Annotated in this window: 16 protein-coding genes; 12 read left to right on the top strand and 4 right to left on the bottom strand. The window is 74.3% G+C overall.

All coding sequences use genetic code 11. The features are described 5' to 3' along the window. The 6 genes from ACR807_RS35800 to ACR807_RS35775 form a co-directional block, all read left to right on the top strand. Positions 1 to 866: hypothetical protein (locus tag ACR807_RS35800; protein ID WP_438925938.1), on the top strand; the 866-nt coding region annotated here is incomplete at its 5' end. A 318-nt stretch (positions 867 to 1,184) separates the two neighbouring features. Next, positions 1,185 to 2,309 carry an acyl-CoA dehydrogenase family protein gene (locus tag ACR807_RS35795; RefSeq protein WP_438925937.1) on the top strand — a complete coding sequence of 375 codons (1,125 nt, stop codon included), beginning with the start codon at positions 1,185 to 1,187 and terminating at the stop codon, positions 2,307 to 2,309. Beyond that, complete coding sequence (locus ACR807_RS35790; RefSeq protein ID WP_438925936.1) at positions 2,309 to 3,316, top strand: s-methyl-5-thioribose-1-phosphate isomerase; 1,008 nt, start codon at positions 2,309 to 2,311, stop codon at positions 3,314 to 3,316. Before ACR807_RS35795 ends, ACR807_RS35790 begins: the two co-directional genes overlap by 1 nt. Then, positions 3,309 to 3,983: an acireductone synthase gene (gene mtnC / locus ACR807_RS35785; protein WP_438925935.1), complete on the top strand. Its 675-nt coding sequence runs from the start codon at positions 3,309 to 3,311 to the stop codon at positions 3,981 to 3,983. Before ACR807_RS35790 ends, mtnC begins: the two co-directional genes overlap by 8 nt. Beyond that, positions 3,980 to 4,603: a methylthioribulose 1-phosphate dehydratase gene (gene mtnB, locus ACR807_RS35780; RefSeq protein WP_438925934.1), complete on the top strand. Its 624-nt coding sequence runs from the start codon at positions 3,980 to 3,982 to the stop codon at positions 4,601 to 4,603. The genes mtnC and mtnB overlap by 4 nt, the downstream gene beginning before the upstream one ends. Beyond that, positions 4,600 to 5,172, top strand: a complete 573-nt coding sequence (locus ACR807_RS35775; protein ID WP_438925933.1) for a 1,2-dihydroxy-3-keto-5-methylthiopentene dioxygenase — start codon at positions 4,600 to 4,602, stop codon at positions 5,170 to 5,172. The genes mtnB and ACR807_RS35775 overlap by 4 nt, the downstream gene beginning before the upstream one ends. Here the strand turns inward: ACR807_RS35775 and ACR807_RS35770 are convergent. Both ACR807_RS35770 and ACR807_RS35765 read right to left on the bottom strand, forming a co-directional pair. After that, positions 5,147 to 5,773 (bottom strand): HD domain-containing protein, encoded by a 627-nt coding sequence (locus ACR807_RS35770; RefSeq protein ID WP_438925932.1) that lies wholly within the window; start codon positions 5,771 to 5,773, stop codon positions 5,147 to 5,149. The genes ACR807_RS35775 and ACR807_RS35770 overlap by 26 nt on opposite strands. Continuing rightward, positions 5,766 to 6,602 carry a phosphotransferase gene (locus tag ACR807_RS35765; protein WP_438925931.1) on the bottom strand — a complete coding sequence of 279 codons (837 nt, stop codon included), beginning with the start codon at positions 6,600 to 6,602 and terminating at the stop codon, positions 5,766 to 5,768. The genes ACR807_RS35770 and ACR807_RS35765 overlap by 8 nt, the downstream gene beginning before the upstream one ends. Positions 6,603 to 6,772: 170 nt before the next feature. On the opposite strand from ACR807_RS35765, the gene ACR807_RS35760 reads away from it, so the two are divergent. The 5 genes from ACR807_RS35760 to ACR807_RS35740 all read left to right on the top strand — a co-directional run bounded on the left by ACR807_RS35760 (position 6,773) and on the right by ACR807_RS35740 (position 12,855). Beyond that, a complete protein-coding gene (locus ACR807_RS35760; protein WP_438925930.1) occupies positions 6,773 to 7,372 on the top strand; it encodes a hypothetical protein in 600 nt (199 codons plus the stop codon). 229 nt (positions 7,373 to 7,601) lie between these two features. Next, the gene (ctaD, locus tag ACR807_RS35755; RefSeq protein WP_438925929.1) at positions 7,602 to 9,389 is read left to right on the top strand and encodes an aa3-type cytochrome oxidase subunit I; all 1,788 of its coding nucleotides are present in this window, start codon (positions 7,602 to 7,604) and stop codon (positions 9,387 to 9,389) included. 99 nt (positions 9,390 to 9,488) lie between these two features. Next, entirely contained in the window at positions 9,489 to 10,715 is a 1,227-nt protein-coding gene (serB, locus tag ACR807_RS35750) for a phosphoserine phosphatase SerB (protein WP_438925928.1), read from the top strand. Between the two features lie 14 nt (positions 10,716 to 10,729). Then, positions 10,730 to 11,413 carry an aminoacyl-tRNA hydrolase gene (locus tag ACR807_RS35745; protein ID WP_438925940.1) on the top strand — a complete coding sequence of 228 codons (684 nt, stop codon included), beginning with the start codon at positions 10,730 to 10,732 and terminating at the stop codon, positions 11,411 to 11,413. Positions 11,414 to 11,451: 38 nt separating this feature from the next. After that, positions 11,452 to 12,855: a phospholipase D-like domain-containing protein gene (locus ACR807_RS35740; RefSeq protein WP_438925927.1), complete on the top strand. Its 1,404-nt coding sequence runs from the start codon at positions 11,452 to 11,454 to the stop codon at positions 12,853 to 12,855. A 4-nt stretch (positions 12,856 to 12,859) separates the two neighbouring features. Here ACR807_RS35740 and ACR807_RS35735 read toward each other — a convergent pair whose 3' ends face one another. After that, a complete protein-coding gene (locus ACR807_RS35735; protein WP_438925926.1) occupies positions 12,860 to 13,780 on the bottom strand; it encodes a LysR family transcriptional regulator in 921 nt (306 codons plus the stop codon). A gap of 113 nt (positions 13,781 to 13,893) precedes the next feature. Here ACR807_RS35735 and ACR807_RS35730 point away from each other — a divergent pair, with 113 nt between their 5' ends. After that, a complete protein-coding gene (locus ACR807_RS35730) occupies positions 13,894 to 15,153 on the top strand; it encodes an MFS transporter (protein ID WP_438925925.1) in 1,260 nt (419 codons plus the stop codon). On the opposite strand, the gene ACR807_RS35725 is transcribed toward ACR807_RS35730, so the two are convergent. After that, on the bottom strand, positions 15,125 to 17,116 hold the full coding sequence (locus ACR807_RS35725) for an ATP-dependent DNA helicase (RefSeq protein WP_438925939.1): 1,992 nt from the start codon (positions 17,114 to 17,116) through the stop codon (positions 15,125 to 15,127). The genes ACR807_RS35730 and ACR807_RS35725 overlap by 29 nt on opposite strands. Between the last annotated feature and the right edge of the window lie 4 nt (positions 17,117 to 17,120).

Raw genomic sequence — 17,120 nt, 5'->3', positions numbered from 1 at the left:
TGGACGTGACCGCCCTGCCGCGCACCGCCCTGCCCCGGCTGGGCACCACCGAGGTGCTGCGCGACACCGAGTTCGAGCGCGGCACGGACACGAGCCTCAAGCGCAACCTCGGGCTGCTCGTCGCGCGCGCCGTCGGCTGGGAGCGGGTGGCGTTCCTGGACGACGACATCAAGGTGCCCGTCCCCGGTGACCTCGACGCGGCGGCCGGGCTGCTGTCGGCCGGGTACGCGGCGGTCGGCCTCGCCGTCGGCGGGTTCCCGGACAACTCGGTCGTCTGCCACGCCCACCGCGCCACCGGCGGCGCGCAGGACACGTTCATCGGCGGGGGAGCGCTCGTCATCGGCCGCGAGTCGATGTCGTCGTTCTTCCCGACGATCTACAACGAGGACTGGTTCTTCCTCCTCGGCGACGACGGCCTGCGCCCCTCCGCGATCACCGGGCGCGTCGTGCAGAAGCCCTACGACCCGTTCGCGAACGAGGCCCGTGCCCAGGTCGAGGAGTTCGGCGACTGCCTGGCCGAGGGCGTGTTCGCGCTGCTCGACGACGACGGCGGCCTCGACGCGGCGACCGACGAGGGCTACTGGTGGGAGTTCCAGCTCGGCCGGCTCGACTTCATCGACGGAATCCTGGACCGCGTCAAGGTCCGCGACTACGAGTCCATGCGGATGGAGATAGCCCTCCGCGCCGCCCGCAAGCGCTGCGAGGCCATCCCGCCGATGCTGTTCGTGCGGTACCTGAAGGCCCTCGCCCAAGACCGCCGCACGTGGGCCGCGCACGTCGCCACCTGCCCGGTGGACGCGACCGACCTGAGGGGCGCCCTGCCCGCCCTGGGGCTGGCCCGGCACGGCACGTACGTCGCCCCCTGACCCGGCCCCGGACCCAGTCCCGGACCCAGTCGCCCGATGGCCCGGCCCTCGCCCCCGCTCGCTCTGCCTCACCGCCCCGTCCGGCCCCGCCTCGCCCGCCCCGTCCACTCACTACGCCTCATCGCACGGCACTGCACCGCCCTGCCCGCCTTGCCTCCCACGAACGGCGGGCACGCACGGCAGGGCAAAGCGGGCCAAGGCGCCGGCGAGGCGGGGCAGGTGCCTTGCCGGGGCTCTCATGTGGCGGAACGCTCAGGTCGTGCCGCCGCTCGGCGATTAGGCTCGCCTGCTGGGACCGCGACGCGCAGGAGGCAGTGGATGACGAGCACCGATGGTCGGCACAAGTGGCTGACCGTCGCCGAGGAGCTGGCCGCCGGGTTGCGGGTGGACGCCGCCGAGCGCGATCGGTCGGGCGCCGAACCCGTGGCCGAGGTCGAGGCGCTCAGGCGGTCCGGGGTGCTGGGGGTGCGTGAGTGGATTGTTCAACAATCCATCACGAGGATTGTGGGTGCGGCGGATGCCAACATCGGGCACCTGCTCGGGTACCACTATCTTCAGGTGTGGCGGAGTGGATTGTTCAACAATCCGGCGTTTGACGCTGGGGACAATCTTTTCTGGGCCGGGGTCAGCAACCCGTTGGACGCGGCGCTCCAGCTGGAGCCGGTCGAGGGCGGGTTCCGGGTGAGCGGGCGCAAGACGTTCGCCACCGGGGCCTCGGTGGCCGATCGGCTGGTGGTGAGCGCGACCCGGACCGACAGCGGTGAGAAGCTGACGTTCACGGTCGACGCCAAGGCCGACGGCATCACGTACGCGGGCGACTGGGACAACATCGGCCAACGCCTCACCGCCAGCGGCGGCGTCGCGTTCGACCGGGTGTTCGTGCCCGCGGACCGGGTGCTGGGCAACCAGGACGCGGCCACCCCGCGCCTGTCCCTGGCCGCGCTCGGCTTCCAGCTCGTCCTCGCCCAGCTGTACGTGGCCATGGCCGAGGGCGCCCTCGCCGAAGCCGCCCGCTACACCCGCACCACCACCCGCCCCTGGTTCCTCAGCGGTGTCGACAAGGCGACCGACGACCCGTACGTCCTCGCCGCCTACGGCGAGCTGGTCGCCGACACCCGCGCCGCCGGGCTCCTCGCCGACCACGCCTCCGCCCTGCTGCACGCGGCCTCCGAGCGCGGCACCGACCTCACCGCCGACGAACGCGCCGACACCGCCGTCGCGATCTCCGCGGCCAAGGTCGTGGCCACCCGCACCGCCAACACCACCACCAGCCGCGTGTTCGAGCTGTGCGGCGCCCGCGCCACCGCCGCCGGCTACGCCTTCGACCGCTTCTGGCGCAACGCCCGCACCCTCACCCTGCACGACCCGGTGGCGTACAAGGCCCGCGAGGTCGGCGCGCACTTCCTCACCGGCGAGCAGCCGCCGTTCACCGGGTACAGCTGATGGAACCGCTCCTGGCGCGCAGCGTGCGCCTCGACGACGACGGCGTGCACGTCCTCGACCGGCGCAACTTCCCGTTCGAGCGCACCTGGGTCCGCTGCACGACGGTCGCCGAGGTCGCGAAGGCCATCGAGGACATGGTCACCCAGTCCTCCGGCCCGTACTTCGCCGCCCTGTGGGGCATGGTGCTCGCCGCCCGCGAGGCCCGCGGCCTGCCGCGCGACGAGGCCCGCGAGCAGCTGGCCAGGGCCGGGCGGCTCCTCGTCGAGACCCGCCGGACCAACAACCACCTGCGCAAGGCCGTCGCCGCCGTCCTGGCGGGCGTGGACGCGCACGACGACCTCGAAGCCGGGGCGCTCGCGGGCGCGCGGGCCGGCGACGAGCGCTACCGGTCGCGCAGCCGCGCCCTGGGCCGGCACACCGCCGCCCTGCTGCCCGACGAGGGCGCGGTGCTCACCCACTGCTGGGCCGACCTGTACCTGACCGAGACCGTCACCGCCGCCCGGGCGCTCGGCAAGCGCCTGCGGTTCGTCTGCACGGAGACCCGCCCGTACCTCCAGGGCGCCCGCCTCACCGCGGAGACCCTGGGCGAGATGGGCGTCGACACCACCCTGATCACCGACGGCATGGGCGCTGCCGTGATGTCCACCGGCGACGTCGACGTCCTGCTCACCGCCGCCGACCGGGTCACCATGGACGGGCACGTGGTGAACAAGGTCGGCACGCTCGGCCTCGCCGTCGCCGCGCACGCGTTCGACGTGCCGTTCCTCGCCATGGTGCAGGCCCCGGACCGGCTCGCCCCCACCAGGGACGACGTGCCGATCGAGCACCGCCCCGGCGACGACGTGCTGCACACCCTGGGCCGCCGCACGGCCACCGACAAGGCGCGCGGGCTCTACCCGGCGTTCGACGTCACCCCGCCGCGGTTCGTGACGAGCGTGGTGACCGACCGCGGTGCGTACCCTCCCGGTCGGCTGGCCGATTACTACAGCGAGGACGTTCATGACTGAGTGGGTTGTGCTGGACATCGAGGGCACGCTCAGTGCCACCGACCAGGTCCTGGTGACCCTGTACGACTACGCGCGGCCCCGGCTCGGCCCGTGGATCGACGAGCACGGCGACGACCCGGTCGTGCGCGAGGCCGTGGCGCAGGTCCGCGAGCTGTCCGGGGTGGACGGCGGCACGGACGAGCTGGTCGCCGTCCTGCACGGCTGGATGGACGCCGACCGGAAGGTCACGCCGCTCAAGACGCTGCAGGGCTTGATCTGGCAGCGCGGCTACGCCGAGGGCGACCTCGTCGCCGAGTTCTTCCCGGACGTCGTGCCCGCCCTGCGGAAGTGGCACGGGGACGGCGTGAAGCTCGCCGTGTTCTCGTCCGGCTCGGTCGCCGGGCAGGTCGCGTTCTTCCGCCACACCACCGACGGCGACCTCACCGCGCTGTTCGAGCACCACTTCGACACGGTCAACGCCGGGCCGAAGCGCGAGGCGTCCTCCTACCTGAAGATCGCGTCCGTGCTCGGCGCGGAGGACCCCGGCACGATCACCTTCTACTCCGACGTGCCCGCCGAGCTGCACGCCGCCGCCGAGGCCGGGTGGCGGACCGTCGGCGTGGCGCGCGAGGGCGAGCCGCACGCCGGTTCCGACTTCGGTCCACACCGGACCGCGGCCGCGCTGTGACGGCGCACGGGGTCCACGGGTCCGTCGTCCGGGCGGCCGGGGAGGCGCTGGCCGCCGAGTGCGCCCGCTTCACCGCGATGGGGTGGATGCGCGGCACGTCCGGCAACCTGTCGGTGGTCGTGGGCCGCGACCCGCTGACCCTCGCGGTGACCGTCAGCGGCAAGGACAAGGGCGAGCTGACCGCCGACGACGTGGTGCTCGTCGACGCGGACGGCCGTACCGGGGACCCGGTGCGGGTGCCGTCCGCCGAGGCCGGCCTGCACGGCCGGATCGCGGCCGTCTCCGGCGCGGGCGCGGTCGTCCACGTGCACGCGCTGGCCCCCGTCGTGGCCGCCGAGCGGTGGCCCGGCGGCGTCGAGCTGCGCGACCTGGAGATGCTCAAGGGCTTCGGCCGGCGCGCGCACGACGACCTGGTCACCATCCCGGTGGTGCCGAACAGCCAGGACATGGAGGTCCTCGGCGACGCGTTCGAGGCCGGGTTCCGCGCCGACGTGCCCGCCTTGCTCGTGGCGCGGCACGGGGTGTACGTGTGGGGCGACGACCTGCGCCAGGCGCGGCACCGGCTGGAGTGCCTGGAGTGGCTGCTGCGCTTCGAGGTCGAGACAGGAGGCGTGCGATGACGTTGCTGACCGTGTGGCCGGACACCGATCCCGAGAACCCGGTGGTCCGCACCTCCGACCCGGTGGAGATCGCCGACCACCTCAAGCAGATCGGCGTCCGCTACGAGCGGTGGCCGGTCGTGCCCGGCGTCACCCGGGAGAACGCCCTGGAGGTGTACGCCGACCAGGTCGCCCGTGTCACCGAGAGTGAGGGTTACGTCCTGGTCGACGCCATGGAGATGGCCCCCTCGGACGACCCGGCGTGGCTGGAGGAGGCCGGGCGGGCCCGGCTGAAGTTCCTCGCCGAGCACACCCACGACGACGACGAGGACCGGTTCTTCGCGCGCGGCGCCGGCGTGTTCTACCTGCACGTCGACGGCCGGGTGCACGGCGTGCTGTGCGAGGAGGGCGACCTGCTCAGCGTCCCGGAGAACACCACCCACTGGTTCGACATGGGCACCCGGCCCGACTACGTGTCGATCCGGTTCTTCCACGACGACGACGGCTGGGTCGGCAACTTCACCGGCAGCGACATCGCGACGTCCTTCCCGACGTTCGACGCGCTCATGGCGGGTCACCGAGCGAGCTGAGCTCGGCGGTCGCGTTGGCCCTGGCGCGCGCCTCCCACCGGTCGCGCGCCCGCGCCGTCGCGTAGAGCGGGTCGCGGTCCAGCAGCGACCGCAGCACCCGGGCCCGCCCCGCGCGCCAGCCCGCGTCGTCCACGTGCGCGTACTCGGCCCGGACCGCCGCCCGGTAGCGCTCGTAGTCGTCCGGTGCCGAGCCGAGGACCGCCAGGTCGGCGTCCAGGAGCAGGCGGGTCAGGTCGTCGTCCGAGGCGTGGTCGGTGGTGGCGAGCACGATGCCCGCCACCCGGTCCGCCTCGGGCAGCCCCGCGAGGCGCCCGCGCGCCCACTCCGCGCTGCGCCGCTCGTCCCGGCCGGGCACGCCGTCGTAGACCACGTCGTGCGCCAGGGCGGCGAGGGTGAGCACGGCCCGTTCCCGGTCGGTGCGGTCGCGGGCCAGGTCCAGCACGTCGCGGACGACGGCCAGCACGTGCGCCGCGCCGTGGTAGGAGCGGTGCGGCTCGGCGTACCGCCCGTCCAGGTCCACATCCAGGTCAGGGGTCGCGGGCCGGTCCGCGCCGCCCAGCACCCGCACGGCGTCCCGCCACAGCGTCGCCAGCTCACCCACCAGGCACCCCCGAGGTGACGGCCGCGCCGCCCCCCGGCGCGGCTCCCGCGCGGATCGTGCCACCCGACCGGGACCGGTGGAGGTCCAGCGCCCGCGACCAGCAGACCGCGAACAGCCGCCGCAGGTCCGTCCAGAACCCCAGGTCGTCGGCCGGGTAGGGGATCGTCCCGGCGAACGAGGTGCTCAGGTCCGCGCACGCCACGTCCCACCCGACCGGTCCGCGCCAGGTGTCCTCGAAGTCGTTCCACACCGGCCCGGACGCGGTGACCAGCACGTTGCGCGGGTGCGCGTCGCCGTGCAGGGCCTGCGCCGGCGTCGACGGCCACCGCGCGACCAGCCCCGCCAGCTCCTCGACCAGCCCGGCGGGCCGGCCCAGCACGTCCAGCACGCGGCCCAGGTCCGCCGCCGGCCACCGCTCGGGCAGCGGGCCGGGGTAGTACCGCAGCTCGCCGTGCAGCTCCGCCAGGGCCGTCGCGAACGACGCCGGGTCGAGCAGCGCGCCCGGCTCGTGCGGCACGTGCCGGGCGAACGCGACCACCAGCCCGTCGTGCCGCACCACGCCGGGCTCGACGGGCTCGACCACCGGCACGCCGCGTTCGGCGAGGAAGCGGCTCACCGCGTCTGCCCGCCGGAAGTGCCCGAACACGTCCGGGCGAACGGTCGCCGTCGCCGCCGCGACCCGGGCGACCACCGGGGCCGGCCGCAGGTGCACGAGCAGGTTGCTGCCGCGCCGCAGCACGACCGGGTCGTCGCACGGCAGCCCCAGCCGCCCGGCCAGGACCCGGAGCCGCGCCAGTGCCGAGTCGGTGCCCATGAGCGATGTTCGCACGCCCGCCACCTGCGGTGCAGCGGATTCGTGGCACCGGGTACCGCTGCCGTTACCGACCGCAGGTAACGAATCGATCGCGCATCGAAGCGCGCGGGCGGTGGCGAGCGATTCCACTGTTGGGAGCAGTTCCCGGCGCCGATCAGCTCGCCTAGTCGTGCGGAGCGTGTGCGATGCACCTGACAACCCGCGTCCTCAGCGGAGCGGCACTCCTGCTCGCCCTCGGACTGGCCGGCGGCCCCGCCGCGCTGGCCGACCCCGAGGGCGGCGCGCCGGTGTCCGCCGGTCAGACCGAGGACCAGACCCCCACCTCCGAACCCGGGTCCGAACTCGACCCGCCGACGTCCGAACCCGGGTCGGGGCCACCGGTGCCCGACCTGCCGACGTCCGAGCCGGGCGGAGACCTGCTGGAGCAGTCCCCGGCGGGCTCGGGCACGATCGAGCCGGGCGGCACCCTCGCGCCGCCCCCACCGCCGACCGTCGTGTCCGGTGACAGACCCGTGACCAGCCCGAACGCGTCGGCCGGCGGCACGTCGCCCAGCCTGCGCGCCGCCGCGCGGCCGACCACCCCGACGCCGGCCCTGACGACCACGCCGAAGGCCGCGGCCCCGGTCGCCGGCGCCCCGCCGGCCGGTCCGCGCGCCGGGGTCCGCGGGTCCGCGCCCCTCGCCCGCACCGGGGCCGACGCGGTCCCGCCGCTGCTGGCGTCCCTGGTCCTGATCGGCGCGGGAACGGCCCTGGTGGTCGCCGCCCGCCCCCGTCGCCGGTCCTGACCCGCCCGTCCCGGTCCCGACCCGCCGGGGTACCCGGAACCGGGTCCGCCACACCGGCGGGCCCGGTCCCGGCGCACCGCCCCGGCCTGCCCGCGCTTGTGACCTGCGCTACCTGACGTGATCCAGCAGCCGGCCCAACCAAGCCCCCTCCGACCACGCCGTCTACGATCCGGGGAGCCGGTGGCGCTGCCCGCCGGCCAAGCCAGTACCAGACAGTGCAGGAGGCACCGTGACGGCCGTAGCCCCGCAGCCGATCGCTACGCGGCCCTTCGGGACTCGCAAGGCGGTCAAGGGTTCGTTCCTGCTGCGGATGTTCCGCACCACGGACCACAAGCAGATCGGGATCATGTACCTGGTCACCTCGTTCGCCTTCTTCATGGTGGGCGGCGCGATGGCCATGCTGATGAGGACCGAGCTGGCGCGCCCGGGTATGCAGTTCCTGTCCAGCGAGCAGTACAACCAGCTGTTCACCATGCACGGCACGGTGATGCTGCTGCTCTACGCGACCCCGATCGTGTTCGGCTTCGCCAACTTCATCCTGCCGCTCCAGATCGGCTCGCCCGACGTGGCGTTCCCGCGGCTCAACGCGTTCTCGTACTGGCTGTACCTGTTCGGCGGCCTGATCGTCATGGCGGGCTTCATCACGCCGGGCGGCGCGGCCGACTTCGGCTGGTTCGCCTACACGCCGCTGTCGAACGCCATCCACTCGCCCGGCGCCGGCGCCGACCTGTGGATCTCCGGCCTGGTCGTCGGTGGTCTCGGCACCATCCTCGGCGCGGTCAACATGATCACCACCGTGGTCTGCCTCCGGGCGCCCGGCATGACCATGTTCCGGATGCCGATCTTCACCTGGAACATCCTGGTGACCTCGGTGCTCGTGCTGCTGGCGTTCCCGATCCTGACCGCCGCGCTGCTGGGCCTGCTGGCCGACCGGCACCTGGGCGCCCACGTGTTCGACCCCGCCAACGGCGGCGTGATCCTGTGGCAGCACCTGTTCTGGTTCTTCGGCCACCCCGAGGTCTACATCGTCGCGCTGCCGTTCTTCGGCATCGTGTCGGAGATCTTCCCGGTGTTCAGCCGCAAGCCGATCTTCGGCTACAACGGCCTGGTCTACGCGACGCTCGGCATCGCGGCCCTCTCGGTCGCCGTGTGGGCGCACCACATGTACGCCACCGGCGCCGTGCTGCTGCCGTTCTTCGCGTTCATGACGTTCCTCATCGCCGTGCCGACCGGCATCAAGTTCTTCAACTGGATCGGCACGATGTGGAAGGGGCAGCTGACGTTCGAGACGCCCATGCTGTTCAGCATCGGCTTCATCGTCACGTTCCTCTTCGGCGGCCTGTCCGGCATCCTGCTGGCCGCCCCGGCCATCGACTTCCACGTGTCGGACACGTACTTCGTGGTCGCGCACTTCCACTACGTGCTCTACGGCACGATCGTGTTCGCCACGTTCGCGGGCATCTACTTCTGGTTCCCGAAGATCACCGGCCGGATGATGGACGAGCCCCTGGGCAAGCTCCACTTCTGGCTGACGTTCCTCGGCTTCCACGCCACGTTCCTGGTGCAGCACTGGCTGGGCAACGAGGGCATGCCGCGCCGGTACGCGGACTACCTGGCGTCCGACGGCTTCACCGCGCTGAACATGATCTCCACGGTCGGCGCGTACGTGCTGGGCGCCTCGACGCTGCCGTTCATCTGGAACGTGTTCAAGTCCTACCGGTACGGCGAGACCGTGCACGTGGACGACCCGTGGGGCTTCGGCAACTCGCTGGAGTGGGCGACCTCCTGCCCGCCGCCGCGGCACAACTTCACCGAGCTGCCCCGCATCCGCTCGGCCCGCCCGGCGTTCGAGCTGCACTACCCGCACATGATCGAGCGCATCCACGACGAGGCGCACGTGACGTTCACGGGCAAGGCGATCCCGCACGAGAAGGCCCCGAAGGCGCCGTCGGAGAAGGCCGCGCAGGCCGTCCAGTCGGGTACCGCCTCCGAGGGCACCGAGGGCGACCACAAGTAACCTGGGCGCAGGTTCAACGGCGAGCCCCGGCGACCGCACGCGGTCACCGGGGCTCGCCGCTGTCCGCACCCCGACGCTGTCCGGCAGAGGAGCCATCTCGTGACCAAGCCCAGCGCCACGCCCGTCCTGATCACCGTCACCGGACCGGACAAGCCGGGGGTGTCCTCGGTGCTGTTCGCGGTGCTGACCAGGCACGGCGTGGAGATCCTCGACGTCGAGCAGGTCGTCATCCGGGGTCGGCTCGTGCTCGGCGTGCTGGTCGGCGCGGACCGCGACCCGGAGGGCCTCCAGGAGGCCGTCGAGCAGGCCATGGCGACGGTGTCCATGCAGGTCGAGGTGGAGGTCGACGCCGACTCGAAGCGCACCGCGCGGCTGGAGTCCAGCCACGTGATCATCGTGATCGGGCGCCCGGTGACGGCCCGCGCGTTCACCGAGGTGGCGCGGCGGCTCGCGGCGCTCGGCGTGAACATCGACGCCATCCGCGGCGTCGCCGACTACCCGGTGACCGGCCTGGAGCTGCGGGTGTCGGTGGCGCAGGACACCGAGGAGAGCGACGCGGCGCTGCGCGCGGCGCTGGCCGAGGTGGCGGTGCGCGGCGGGCTGGACGTCGCCGTGGAGCGGGCCGGCCTGACCCGGCGGGCGAAGCGGCTGGTCGTGTTCGACGTCGACTCCACGCTCATCCAGGGCGAGGTGATCGAGATGCTCGCCGCGCACGTCGGGGTGGAGCCGCAGGTCAAGGAGATCACCGAGGCCGCGATGCGCGGCGAGCTGGACTTCACCGAGTCGCTGCGGCGGCGGGTGGCGCTGCTGGAGGGCCTCGACGAGTCGGTGCTGGACGAGGTGGCGGCGTCGCTGGAGCTGACCGCGGGCGCGCGCACCACCGTGCGGACGCTCAAGCGGCTCGGGTTCCGGTGCGGCGTGGTGTCCGGCGGGTTCACCCGGGTCATCCGGAGCCTGGTGGACGAGCTGGGCCTGGACTTCTGCGCGGCCAACGAGCTGGAGGTCGTCGACGGCAAGCTCACCGGGCGGGTCGTGGGCGAGGTCGTGGACCGGGCGGGCAAGGCGGTGGCGCTGCGGCGGTTCGCCGACCGCGAGGGCATCCCGCTGGCGCAGACCGTGGCCGTCGGCGACGGCGCGAACGACATCGACATGCTCGGCGCGGCCGGCCTGGGCGTGGCGTTCAACGCCAAGCCCGCGCTGCGCGAGGTGGCCGACACGGCGCTGTCCCACCCGTTCCTGGACGCGGTGCTGTTCGTCCTCGGCGTGACCAGGTCCGAGGTGGAGGCCGCGGACGCGGCGGACGGGTTGGAGCTGAACCGGCTGTGAACGACCTCCTGCGGATGCTCGTCGACCGGCATTACGCCACCGACGAGGAGGACCCGGCCGCGGTGCGGGCCATGCCGGTCGTGCTGCGGATCGAGCGGGCCGACCCGCCGGCGCGGACCGAGGTGCTGGAGGCCGCCGCCGCGGCGGCCGTCGCGGTGTGCCTGGACGAGCGCGCCGAGCCGGGCGGCGAGTGGCACGACGAGCTGGTGGCGTGGGTGCGCGGGCGCATCCGGAAAGTGTCGCGGCGGGCCCGCGGGGCGCACTGGGAGGCCGTGCAGGCGCTGCCGGGGGTGACGGTCGCGGTGGGCGGCGCGCAGGTGCGGGCGTTCGTGCCGGGGAAGGTCTCCGAGCTGCCCAAGGAGCTGAGCCGGTTGCAGATCTCCGGCAGCGAGCTGCCCGCCGACGAGCCGGGGCCGGTGCCGCCGGGCGCGCACGAGCTGTGGCTCAACCCGCGCGTGGCGATGACGGCGGGGAAGGCGGCGGCGCAGGTCGGGCACGCGTCGATGCTGCTCGCGCCGCACCTGTCGCCGGTCGAGCTGAAGGAGTGGGCCGAGCTGGGGTACCGGTGCGCGGTGCGCACGCCGTCCGCCGCCGAGTGGGACGCCCTGGTGGCCCGCCCGGACGTGGTGCTCGTGCGTGACGCGGGGTACACCGAGGTCGCTCCGGGCACCGCGACCGTGGCGGTCAACCGCTCGTAGGGGTTTGGTTCGTCCGGTTTGTGGCAACCATCCGTGACGTGGGCCTGCTGGATGTTCTGGACGAGAAGCTCGGCGACGGGCTGGAGAGCCTGCTGTGCGCGCACCACTCGCGGCGGCTGCGCAAGCTGGGCTGGGACATGACCTCCGGTGACGGCTGGTGGTCCCCCCACCGGCCGGTGCGCACGGGCAACCGGGTCGAGGTGCTGGTCGACGGGCACGAGGTGCTCCCGGCCATCGCCGAGGCGATCACGTCGGCGAAGCGGTTCGTGCACATCGCCGGCTGGTGCACCAGCCCCGACTTCCGGCTCACCCGCGAGGAGGGCTCGCCGTCGCTGCGCGACCTGCTCGCGTCGGTGGCGACGCGCGTGCCCGTGCGGCTGCTGCTGTGGGCGGGTCCGCCGGTGCCGATGTTCGAGCCGACCCGCAAGCGCGTCCTCGCCCACCAGGCCGAGTTCACCCGGGACAGCGCCGTGTCGTGCGTGATCGACGCGCGGGAGCGCACGCTGCACTGCCACCACGAGAAGATCGTCGTGGTGGACGACGAGGTGGCGTTCGTCGGCGGCATGGACCTCACCGCGATCGAGGGCGACCGCCACGACACGCCCCGGCACCCCGCCCGCGAACCCCTCGGCTGGCACGACCTGGGCACCCGGCTGCGCGGGCCGGTCGTCGCCGACGTGGCCGACCACTTCCGCGCCCGGTGGCAGGAGATCGCGGGGGAGGAGCTGCCCGAGCCGTCCGTGCCGGCACCGGCGGGCACGTCGTCCGCGCAGCTCGTGCGCACCATCCCGGAGCGCACCTACGACTTCGCGCCCAAGGGAGAGTTCAGCCTGCTGGACTCCTACCTGCGGGCGCTGCGGTCCGCCGAGCGGCTCGTGTACCTGGAGAACCAGTTCCTCTGGTCGCCCGAGGTCACCGAGATCCTGATCGACAAGCTGGCGGACCCGCCGCACCCGGACTTCCGGGTCGTCCTCGTGCTGCCGCGCAAGCCCAGCAACGGCGCGGACACCACGAAGGGCCAGCTCGGGCGGCTGATCGACGCCGACGACGGCGGTCGCCGGCTGGTCGCGGGCACCCTCACCTCGCACGACGGCGAGACGTCCTCGTCGGTGTACGTGCACGCCAAGCTCGCCGTCGTGGACGACCGCTGGCTCAGCCTGGGTTCGGCCAACCTCAACGAGCACTCGCTGTTCAACGACACCGAGGTCAACGTCGTGACCGACGACGCCGACGTGGCCCGCGACACCCGCCTGCGCCTGTGGTCCGAGCACCTCCAGCGCCCCGTGGCGGACGTGTCGGGCCCGGCGCACGAGGTCGTGGACACCCTGTGGCGCGAGGTCCTGGAGTCCGACGGCGAGCACCGGGTCACCGCCCTGCCGGGCGTGTCGCGCCGGGCGGGCCGCCTCCAGGGACCGCTGCGCGGCCTCCTCGTCGACGGCTGACCGCTCACCCCGACCGGGCCGCGCCCAGGTGGTCGAGCAGCGCGGCCAGGCCCGGGTGCGGGTCGTCGCGGCGGTGGACCAGGGAGTGCGGGTACACCGGCGTCGGGTCGCGCACGGCCACGCGCCGGAGGTCGTGCTCGGCGGGCCAGGACAGGCGGGTGCGCTCGCCCGCGAACGTCGCCAGGTCCGGGGAGGCCGCGACCTCGTCCAGCAGTGGGCCGACGCCGAAGTTCGGGCCGGTCGCGTCCAGGGTGAGCCCGGCGCCGGCGGCGAGGGCGCGGTAGTAGGCGGCCCACTCGCTGCCGTCGGCCAGGGCGGGCAGCCGGATGCGGTGGCCCGCGAGGTCGGCGAGCGCGACCGCGCCCGCGTCGGCGAGCGGGTGGCGCGGGCCGGTGAGCAGCTGGAGCGGTTCGTCCAGGGCCCGGACGGCGACCAGGTCGCCGGGCGGCGGGTTGTCCGGGAGCAGGGTGTCGGGGAGCAGGGTGTCCGGGAGCAGGGCGCGGAACGCCGCGTCGACCGCGCCGGAGCGCAGGCCGGACAGCGCCGCGCGGGCGTCGCGGAAGTGGGTCACGACCTCCAGCTCCACGTCGGGGCGCGCGTGGTGGAAGTCGCGCAGCAGGGCGGCCGGCGCGAGGTGCCTGCCGACCACGTCCACGCGCAGCGGTCGCCGGTCGGGCCGCACGGAGGCCACCGCCAGGTCCGCGGCGCGCAGCAGCTCGCGGGCGCGGGGCAGGAACGCGAGCCCGGCCGCGGTGGGCACGACCCCGCGCGGGGTGCGGGTGAACAGCCGCACGCCGAGGCGGCCCTCCAGCGCGGCCACCCGCTTGGACACCGCCTGCTGCGTCACGGACAGGTCGTCGGCGGCGTCCTGGAAGCGGCCCGCGTCCGCCGCGGCGACGAACGTGCGCACGGCGTCCAGGTCCACGCCGGTGGACCCTAGCGGCACAACGCGCCGTTGTGGCCGTCCGCACGACCGGTTGTTTGCGCCGCCCCGCCGCGGACCGCTGTGCTGCCACCCGGCGACGAGGGGGCGGGTCGGTGGGGCGGGACTTCCGGTGGTTGTGGGCGGCGCACGCGGTCAGCGCGTTCGGCACCCGGTTCGCGTTCGACGCGTTCGCCCTGATCGCGGTCGTCGTGCTGCACGCCGGCACGGCGGGGGTCTCGGCCCTGGCCGCGGCGGGCCTGGCGGTGGGCGCGGTCGCGGCGACGTCGCTCGGCCCGTGGGTCGAGGTCCGCGGCAAGCGGTCGGTGATGCTCGGCGCGGACCTGGTCCGGTGCGCGGCGCTGGCGAGCGTGCCCGCGGCGTTCGCGCTCGACCTGCTCGGCTTCCCCCACCTGCTGGTCGTGTCGGTCGTCGTCGCGGCGGCCGACACGACGTTCCAGGCGGCGGCGGGCGCGTACCTGAAGGCGCTCGTGCCGCCGGCCGACCTGCTGGCGGCGACCTCGCGGCTGGAGGCGACCGCGTGGACCGCCACCGCGCTCGGACCGCCGCTCGGCGGGGTCGCCGTCGGGGTGCTCGGCCCGGTGGCGACGGTGACGGCCGACGCGGTCAGCTACCTGCTGTCCGCGCTGGGCGTGCGGGCGGTCCGCGCTGACGGGCCCCGTCCCGCGAGCGCCGACGGGCCCCGTCCCACGAGCGCCGACGGGCCCCGTCCCGCGAGCGCCGGCGCGCGGCGGTCGCGCGGCCTGACCGCCGGGTGGCGGCACGTGCTGGCCGACCCGGTCCTGCGCCCGCTGTTCGCCAACGCGGTGCTGGTCAACGCCCTGATCATGACCACCGCGCCGCTGCTGGCCGTGCTCATGCTCGGCGACCTGGGGTTCGCGCCCTGGCAGTACGGCCTGGCGTTCGCCCTGCCGTGCGCGGGCGGCCTGCTCGGCGCGCGGCTGGCCGGCCCGCTGGTGGCGCGGTTCGGGTCGGGGCGGGTGCTGGTCGCCGCCGGGGCGCTGCGCGCCTGCTGGGTGCCCGGCCTGGCGTTCGTCCACCCCGGCACGACCGGGCTGCTGCTCGTCATCGCCGTCGAGTTCGGCCTGATCACCAGCATCGGCGTGTTCAACCCGGTGTTCGCCGCCCGGCGGCTGGAGCGGGTGCCGACCGACCGGGTGGCCCGCGTGCTGACCGCGTGGTCGGTCGGCGGCAAGGCCACCACCGCGCTGCTGACCGCCCTGGGGGGCGTGCTGGCCGCCGTGACCGGTCCGCGGGTCGCGATCGGGGTGGCCGGCGTGCTGCTGCTGGCCACCCCGGTGCTGCTGGTCCGCGCCGCCGGGGCGCTCACGGGTTCGCGGCGTCCAGGCGCTTGAGCGCGGCCTTCACGACCTCCGGGTCGTAGGTGGTCCAGAACGGCGGCAGCGAGGCGCGCAGGAAGCCGCTGTAGCGGGCGGTGGCCAGGCGCGGGTCCAGGACGGCGACCACGCCCTTGTCGCTCATCGAGCGCAGCAGGCGCCCGGCGCCCTGGGCCAGCAGCAGGGCGGCGTGGGTGGCGGCCACGGTGAGGAAGCCGTTGCCGCCCCGCGACTCCACGGCCTTCTGCCGCGCCGAGGCCAGCGGGTCGTCCGGGCGCGGGAACGGGATGCGGTCCATGATCACGAGCTGGAGCGCCGGACCGGGCACGTCCACGCCCTGCCACAGGGACAGGGTGCCGAACAGGCACGTGTCCGCGTCCTCCGCGAACCGCTTCACGAGCTGGCCCGTGGCGTCGTCGCCCTGGCACAGCACCGGGTACGACAGCTTGCCGCGCAGCGCCTCCGCCGCCGCCTTCGCCGCGCGCATCGACGAGAACAGGCCCAGCGTGCGCCCGCCGGCGGCGTTGACCAGGCCCTCGATCTCGTCCACGTACGCCGGGGGCAGGCCGTCGCGCCCCGGCGGCGGCAGGTGGCGGGCGACGTAGAGGATGCCGCTGGTGCCGTGCTCGAACGGCGAGCCCACGTCCAGGCCGGTCCACCTCACCGCGCCCAGGTCGGACGGCGGCTCCTTGTCCGTGGCGGTCCCCGCGGCCTTCGCGGCGGCCGACGACGCGGGCAGGCCCCACTGGCGGGCCAGGGTGTCGAACGTGCCGCCGAGCGTGAGCGTCGCCGACGTCAGCACGGTGGTGCGCTTGCCGAACAGCCGCTCGCGCAGCAGCCCGCCCACGCCCAGCGGCGCCACCCGCAGCGACGGGGCCTTGTTCCGGTCGGCGAAGTCGCCCGACACCCACACCACGTCGTGGTCGTCGTCGAACGCGCCCAGGATGCGGGCCGCGCAGTCGTGCACCTCGTCGAGCAGGGACAGCGCGAGCTTGCGGTCCGTCGCGCCCTCCGGGTCCTCCTTGCGCTCGGGACCCAGCGAGGTGATGCACGCGTGCGCGGCGTCCTTGGTGGCCCGCAGCGCGCCCGCCAGCGCCTGCGGCAGCGAGTCGAGCCGGCCGGGCGGCACGTCCTCCAGGATCATCGCGAGGCCGTCGGACGCCTCGGCCATCCGGTCGGCCACGGACTGGTCGATCAGCCGGCCGCAGCGGCGGGCGGCGGTCGCCACCAGCGACCCGCTCAGCTCCTCGGTCGCCACCGAGGTGACCCGGTCGACCAGGTCGTGCGCCTCGTCGATCACGACCACGTCGTGGTCGGGCAGCACCTGGTAGCCCTCCAGGGCGTCCACGGCGAGCATCGCGTGGTTGGTGACGACGACGTCGGCCCGGCCCGCCTCGGCGCGCGCCTTCTCCGCGAAGCAGTCGGTGCCGATGGGGCACTTGGCGACGCCCAGGCACTCGCGCGCGGTCACCGACACCTGCCGCCACGCCTGGTCGCTGACGCCCGGCACCAGCTCGTCGCGGTCGCCGGTCTCGGTGTCGGAGGACCACTCGTGCAGCCGCTTCACCTCGCGGCCCATCCGGGACACCGCGAACGGGTCGAACAGGCCGGGCTCGTCGGGCTCGTCGGGCGCGCCGGTGTGCAGGCGGTGCATGCACAGGTAGTTGCGCCGGCCCTTGAGGATCGCGAACCGCGGCTCGCGGCCCAGCTCCTTCTTCAGCGCCTTGGCCAGGCGGGGCAGGTCGCGGTCCACGAGCTGCCGCTGGAGCGCGATGGTGGCGGTGGAGATGACGACCGTGGATTCCTCGGCCACGGCGTGCCGCAGCGACGGCACGAGGTAGGCCAGGGACTTGCCGGTACCGGTGCCGGCCTGCACGGCGAGGTGCTCCCCGGTCCGGATCGAGCGCTCGACGGCCTCGGCCATGTCCACCTGGCCGGGGCGCTCGGCGCCGCCGACGGCCTCCACGGCCACGGCGAGCAGGGTG

The organism is Saccharothrix sabaoui (genome assembly GCF_051756985.1).
Classification (GTDB): Bacteria; Actinomycetota; Actinomycetes; order Mycobacteriales; family Pseudonocardiaceae; genus Actinosynnema.
Note: the sequence above shows the minus strand (reverse complement) of the source record. Positions and strands in the feature narration are given on the sequence as shown.